Origin of the sequence: Streptomyces sp. CC224B, from assembly GCF_030010595.1 — a bacterium.
Classification (GTDB): domain Bacteria; phylum Actinomycetota; class Actinomycetes; order Streptomycetales; family Streptomycetaceae; genus Streptomyces; species Streptomyces longispororuber.
In genome coordinates, this window is sequence record NZ_JASCXL010000129.1 from 21,104 (window position 1) to 27,214 (window position 6,111).

Genomic DNA, 6,111 nt, shown 5'->3' on the forward strand with positions numbered 1-6,111 from the left:
CGCAGCCGGGAAACCGCAAAGCGCGCCTCCCCCGCGCCGTCAGGGACGGGAGGGAAGACGCGCTACGGACGCGGGAGAAGGCACGCTGCGGACGCGAGGGAGGACGCGCTACGGACGCACGAGAAGCCGCGCCACGGCCGCGAGGGAAAGACGCGCCGCGGACGCCGGAAGGCCCGGTGGCCTCAGAGGCCGAACTCCTGCGGCGACACGCCGAGCGCCGCGCACGCCTCCCGCAGGACCTGCTCCTCGGCCGGGGCCACGTACCCGTCCGCGCCGGCGACGACGAAGCCGGTCTGCACGACCGCGCGGGCCTCGGCGGGCTTCTTCGCGGCCTTGGCGATCTCCTGCATCGCCTCCGCCTTGCCCTGCTGGAAGTTGACGGCCAGCACGTCGACGTGCTTGTTGAACCGCTGCCGGAGCTGGTCCGGCGGGAAGTTCTGCAGGACGTCGTTCTGCAGAATCAGGGACTCCACGTGCTGGCGCTCGGCCGGGTCGACGGTGCCGTCGGCCGCGGCCACCAGGGCGCACATCGCCATGCTCGCGTCGCGGTAGGCCCCGCTCTTCAGCTCCGACTTCAGCGACGTGAGCTGGGACTTGAGCAGGCCCACGAGCTGGGCCTTCGACCCCTTCGACCCACCGCCCGGCGCGCCGTGCCCGCTCCCCGGCGCACCGTGCCCGCCGGAGCTCCGCCCGCCCTGCGCGTGCTGGAGGTTCTTGGCCTGGTCTTTGATCCGGTCCCACATAGCCATCCGTGCCACCTCGGCTTCTGCCTGTGTCTCGTCGTCCGTCGGCCGTGCGCGTGCGCACGTCGTGCGCGTTCGCACGTCGTGCTGGCAACGCCGCCCGGCCCCGCGGAAGTTCCCCTTCCGCGCCATCGCCCCCGTACGGACGTATGAGCCGTACGGACGTACGGACCGTACTGGACGTACGGCCCCCGCCCGCCGCGAACGTCGTGCCCGCGTACACGAAGGCCCCGGCCGGCGGCGTGCCGGCCGGGGCCCGCCGGGCTGCTGCCCGGCGCCGTCTCAGACGTTGACGCCGAAGTCCTGGGCGATGCCGACCAGGCCCGAGGCGTACCCCTGGCCGACGGCGCGGAACTTCCACTCCGCGCCGTTGCGGTACAGCTCGCCGAAGACCATGGCGGTCTCCGTGGCGGCGTCCTCCGAGAGGTCGTAGCGGGCGATCTCGGCGCCGCCGGCCTGGTTCACGATGCGGATGTACGCGTTGCGGACCTGGCCGAAGTTCTGCGAGCGGTTCTCCGCGTCGTAGATCGAGACCGGGAAGACGATCTTCTCGATCTCGGCGGGCAGACCGGCGAGGTTGACGTTGATCTGCTCGTCGTCGCCCTCGCCCTGGCCGGTGAGGTTGTCACCGGTGTGGGCGATGGTCTGGTCCGGCGTGGCCTTGTTGTTGAAGAAGACGAAGTGCTGGTCCGAGTAGACCTTGCCCTGCGCGTTCACCGCGATCGCGGAGGCGTCCAGGTCGAAGTCGGTACCCGTGGTGGTGCGGACGTCCCAGCCGAGGCCGACCGTGACGGCGGTCAGGCCCGGTGCCTCCTTGGTGAGGGAGACGTTGCCGCCCTTGGACAGGCTTACAGCCATTGTGGGGAGTCCCTTCCTAGTCGCCTTGCATTCCGGCTCCGCTCTGGGGGCGAAGCTACCGGCACCCTTATGAACGCCGACGGGGGTACCGAAGGTTCCACATGCCGTCCCCGTTCTTTACGTTCTTTACCGTGGTGTGTCGGGGGTGGCGGAAAACCGGTGTCGCCCGCCGCGCGGGCGCGGGATCATAGGACCCATGTCCGGTCGCGAACACGTCATCCGCGGCTCGGTCTCCCTGCCGGAGGCCGAGCTCATGTGGCGTTTCTCGCGGTCCTCCGGGCCCGGCGGGCAGCACGTCAACACCAGCGACTCGCAGGTCGAGCTGCGCTTCGACCTGGCGCGAACGGACGCCCTGCCCGAGGTGTGGAAGCAGCGGGCCCTGGAGCGGCTCGCGTCCCGGCTCGTCGACGGCGTGCTCAGCGTCCGGGCAAGCGAGCACCGCTCCCAGTGGCGCAACCGCGAGGCGGCGGCCGTCCGGCTCGCCGCGCTGCTCGCGGAGGCCACCGCGCCGCCGCCCAAACCGCGGCGGCCCACGCGGATCCCGCGCGGGATCAACGAGCGGCGGCTGCGGGAGAAGAAGCGGCGCGCGGAGACCAAGCAGGGCCGCGGCCGCAAGGACTGGCAGTAGCGCCCACCGCCCCGCCCTAGCCGAGCTGCCGGTACCGCCCCCGGAAGTACAGCAGCGGCCCGCCCTCGGTGCTCGGCAGTTCGGCCGTCAGGACGCGGCCGATCACCAGCGTGTGGTCGCCCGCCGCCACCGTCTGCTCCGTACGGCACTCCAGGGTGGCCAGGGCGCCGCCCACCAGCGGCGCGCCGGACTCCCGGCCGCGTACGTACGGGATGTCCGCGAACAGCAGCCGGTCGCTGACGCGGCCCTTCATGGCGAAGCGGCCCGCGATGTGGCGCTGGCTCCCGGCGAGGACCGACACCGCCCACAGGGGCTGCTCGACGAGCAGGTCGTCCATGCGGGAGCCCGTGCGCAGGCTCACCATGACCAGGGGCGGGTCCAGGGAGACCGACAGGAACGCGGTGGCCGTCATGCCCACGTCCTCGCCGGCCGGCGCCGCGGGGTCGTCCGGATCCAGCGGGGGCTCGTGCGCCGTCACCAGGACCACGCCCGCGGCCAGGCGGGACATGGCGGCGCGGAACTCGTCGTTGCTCACCCCCACAGGATGAGGGGTGGACGAGACCGGCGGGGTCTGTGTGCTCAGGGACGGATCGGCAACCACACGGCTGACGCTAGCCGTGGAGCAACACCGTCCGCATCGGCCCCGGGGCCGAGACGGGACCTAGGGCGGGACCTAGGACCCCCGCGCGCCCCCGGCAACCGCTCCCGGACGCCCCATTAGCTCAATGGACCCTCAAATTCCGGACCCAAACCGGCCTTCCCACCTGTGACTTGAGTCACAGGGCCCATATTTTGTTGACCCTGTGTACCGAGTGGGCAGCTCGCTGTGATTCAGTGACCGTGGCCGTCAGACAGACGCTGAGGGCACGGAAGTACAGCACCGTGCGGAGAAGTACAAAGAGGTACGAGCCGTACGAAGCGGGAAGAGTCACGAAGAGTCAGCGATCAACGGACACTGAGGACGCTGCGGATCCTGGAGTTGCTGTCGAGGTCTCGGGGAGAGCGAGCATGGAGACCGAGTCGGAGCCGTACGTCCGTCTTGCGACCCTGCGGCAGCTCCATCAGGTGGTGGCGGACCTCAACACGGCCCGCAGCCTCGCGGACACGCTGCAGACCGTCGCCGACGGCGTGGTGAACGGCCTGGGCTATGAGCTGGCGTGCGTCAACCTCGTGCGCCCGGACGGCGACCTGGTCGTCGCCGCCTTCGCGGGCAACCCCGCCGCCGAGGCCCTCATCACCGGCCGGGTCGGCTCCCGCGAGTCCTGGGACCGGCGGCTGAGCATGGGCGAGGCCTGGGGCGCCCTGCGCTTCATCCCGCACACCGAGGGCTGGGTCCTCGACGACGACGTGCCGCAGTGGTACACCGAGGGCCCCGAGCCGCGCTTCGAGGACGAGTGGCACCCCTCCGACCGGCTCTTCGCGCCCATGTACGCCACCGGCGCCTCCGGCGGCGAACTGCTCGGCGTGATCTCCGTGGACCGGCCGCGCAACGGCCGCAGGCCCGGCGCCTGGGGCCGCGAGGCCCTGCAGATGTACGCCTTCCAGGCCGCCATCGCCATCAGCAACGCCCGCCTGCGCGCCAACATGCAGCGGGCCCTGGTGCGCCTGGAGCGCGAGCAGCAGGCGCTGCGGGCCAGCGAGGAGTCCTTCCGGCAGGCCTTCGAGTACGCGCCGAGCGGCATGGCCATCGCCGAGATGGGCGGCGACCAGCACGGCCGCATCCTGCGCACCAACGACGCGCTCTGCCGCCTCCTCGGCCGCCCGGCCTCCCAGATGCGGCGCTACTCCTTCTCCGACCTGGTCCACCCCGAGGACATCGGCACCCTGCTCCGGACCTCCGCCGAGGGCGGCCGGGCCGAGCTGCGCTTCGGCCGCCGCGACGGCACGTACGTCTGGGTCTCGCTGCGCAACTCGGTCGTCGCGGACGCCGCGGACGGGCCCCGGTTCCTGCTCACGCACGTCGAGGACATCGAGGAGCGCAAGCGGCGCGAGCTCCAGCTCGCCCACCGCGCCTCGCACGACTCGCTCACCGGCCTGCCCAACTCCGCCGAGCTGCGCGCCCGCCTCAGCGCCCGTCTCTGTCGCCGGCCGCACGCGGGCCAGCCGTCCCCGGTGGACTCGCTCGACGCGGCCTACGACCACAGCGGGCTGTACGCCGCCGGTCACGCGACCGGCCACGTGAACGGCCACGGGCACGCCCCGGTGCCCGGCCCCCACGGGGACTACGACCACCATGTGCACACCGTCGCCCCGCCCGACGACCACGAGGCCGACGACGGCACGAAGGGGCTCGCCGTCCTCTTCTGCGACCTCGACGGCTTCAAGTCCATCAACGACCGCTTCGGGCACCACACCGGCGACGCCGTCCTCATCGAGGTCGCCCGGCGGCTCACCAGCGGCGTACGGGACGGCGACACCGTGGCGCGGCTCGGCGGCGACGAGTTCGTGGTCCTCGCCGACGGGCTCGGCCGGGCCGACGCGCAGGACCTCGCGGTGCGGCTGCGGAACGCGATCATCCCGCCGATCCGGGTCGAGGGCCGCGCGGTGCGCGTGGGCGCCAGCTTCGGCATCGGCTGGGCACACTGCGGCATGTCGGCGGACGAGGTGTTGCACTCCGCCGACCAGCGGATGTACGTCGAGAAACGTTCCCGTGCCAAGCAGCACCGACGGGCCGGGTGACCCCCGGCCGGGGAACTGGCGGACGGCGACAGCATCTTGGGTGGTCTTCCGGAACGGGTAGGCTCGCCCGCATCCGCGATGCGAGGGAGTGACCTGCGAATGACGCCCGGCAACAACGGCGAGCAGACGCCGAGCGCGCCACAGGGCGACGACGACCCCTTCGGCTATCTGTACGCCGACGGCCAGGCGTCCGGCGCGGCGCCGCCCTCCGGCGGCGGCTACGGCTACCCCGGACCCCGGTCCTCGTACCACCAGGTGCGCGCGGTGGGCGAGCGGCAGTACGGGCAGCAGGCGCAGCGGCCGCAGTCGGGCTACGGCTACCCGCCGCAGGCGCCCGCGGCCCCGTCCGGCTACGGCTACCCCCCGCAGCAGCAGGGCCACGGCGTGCCCAGCGCCCACTACGCCGCCCCCGAGGCGCAGCCGGGCGTCACCGCCCCCATCCGCCAGGCGCCGCCCGCGCCCCCGGCGGGCCGCCGCGGTCCCAACACCAAGGGCCTGCTGATCGGCGCCGTCGCGGTCGTCGCCGTGGTGGCGCTCGGCATCGGCGCGGCCATGCTGACCGGCCCGGACGACGACGGCGACGACGACAAGGCGGGCCCCGCCACGCGCCAGAGCGAGTCCGCCGAGCCGACCCCCGGCCCGACCAAGAAGAAGGACAAGCCTGACAAGAAGGTCGACCTCCCCGAGACCGAGGCCAAGGCCCTCAAGCTGGAGGGCGGCACCACGACGGCCTCCGACGTCGCGGGCGCCGAGTCCTCCGGCGGGGTGTACGTCGCCGGGTTCGACAAGGTCGGGGCGCGGGTCACGTGGACCGTCCACGGGGTGCCCAAGAGCGGCACGTACAAGCTGTGGGTGACGTACGGGGTGCCCGGCGAGGACGCGGACGCCACGGTCGTCGTCAACGGCACCAAGGAGTCCCGCCCGCTGCGGATGGACAACTTCGCCCGCGCCCCGAAGGGCGACTGGGCGAAGGGCTGGACGTCGACGTGGGCGCTGGTGCGGCTCAACAAGGGCACCAATACGCTCTCGCTGGCGTGCGAGGAGGGCAACCACTGCGGCGCCAACCTCGACCAGTTCCGCCTGGCCAAGGGCTGACCGGGGCTGCCGCCCCGGGCCCCTGGACGTTCCCCCACCCGCCCGCCCTTTCATCGGCCTGGCGGCCTCGTCCTCAAGCGCCGGACGGGCTGGAACCAGCCCGTCCGG

Annotated in this window: 6 protein-coding genes; 3 read left to right on the forward strand and 3 right to left on the reverse strand. The window is 72.6% G+C overall.

Translation table 11 applies throughout. From position 1 onward, the window contains the following. Positions 1–182: 182 nt before the first annotated feature. Positions 183–749: a TerB family tellurite resistance protein gene (locus tag QK440_RS34885; protein WP_282797270.1), complete on the reverse strand. Its 567-nt coding sequence runs from the start codon at positions 747–749 to the stop codon at positions 183–185. A 276-nt stretch (positions 750–1,025) separates the two neighbouring features. Then, on the reverse strand, positions 1,026–1,601 hold the full coding sequence (locus tag QK440_RS34890; RefSeq protein ID WP_282797271.1) for a TerD family protein: 576 nt from the start codon (positions 1,599–1,601) through the stop codon (positions 1,026–1,028). A gap of 187 nt (positions 1,602–1,788) precedes the next feature. Here QK440_RS34890 and arfB point away from each other — a divergent pair, with 187 nt between their 5' ends. Then, on the forward strand, positions 1,789–2,229 hold the full coding sequence (gene arfB, locus QK440_RS34895; protein WP_282797274.1) for an alternative ribosome rescue aminoacyl-tRNA hydrolase ArfB: 441 nt from the start codon (positions 1,789–1,791) through the stop codon (positions 2,227–2,229). 16 nt (positions 2,230–2,245) lie between these two features. Here the strand turns inward: arfB and QK440_RS34900 are convergent, their stop codons facing one another. Further along, a complete protein-coding gene (locus tag QK440_RS34900; protein ID WP_282797275.1) occupies positions 2,246–2,812 on the reverse strand; it encodes a flavin reductase family protein in 567 nt (188 codons plus the stop codon). Positions 2,813–3,237: 425 nt separating this feature from the next. On the opposite strand from QK440_RS34900, the gene cdgB reads away from it, so the two are divergent. Together cdgB and QK440_RS34910 are read left to right on the forward strand one after the other, a co-directional pair. Beyond that, complete coding sequence (gene cdgB / locus QK440_RS34905) at positions 3,238–4,908, forward strand: diguanylate cyclase CdgB (RefSeq protein ID WP_282797272.1); 1,671 nt, start codon at positions 3,238–3,240, stop codon at positions 4,906–4,908. A gap of 99 nt (positions 4,909–5,007) precedes the next feature. After that, positions 5,008–6,003 carry a CBM35 domain-containing protein gene (locus QK440_RS34910; protein ID WP_282797273.1) on the forward strand — a complete coding sequence of 332 codons (996 nt, stop codon included), beginning with the start codon at positions 5,008–5,010 and terminating at the stop codon, positions 6,001–6,003. Positions 6,004–6,111 lie beyond the last annotated feature (108 nt).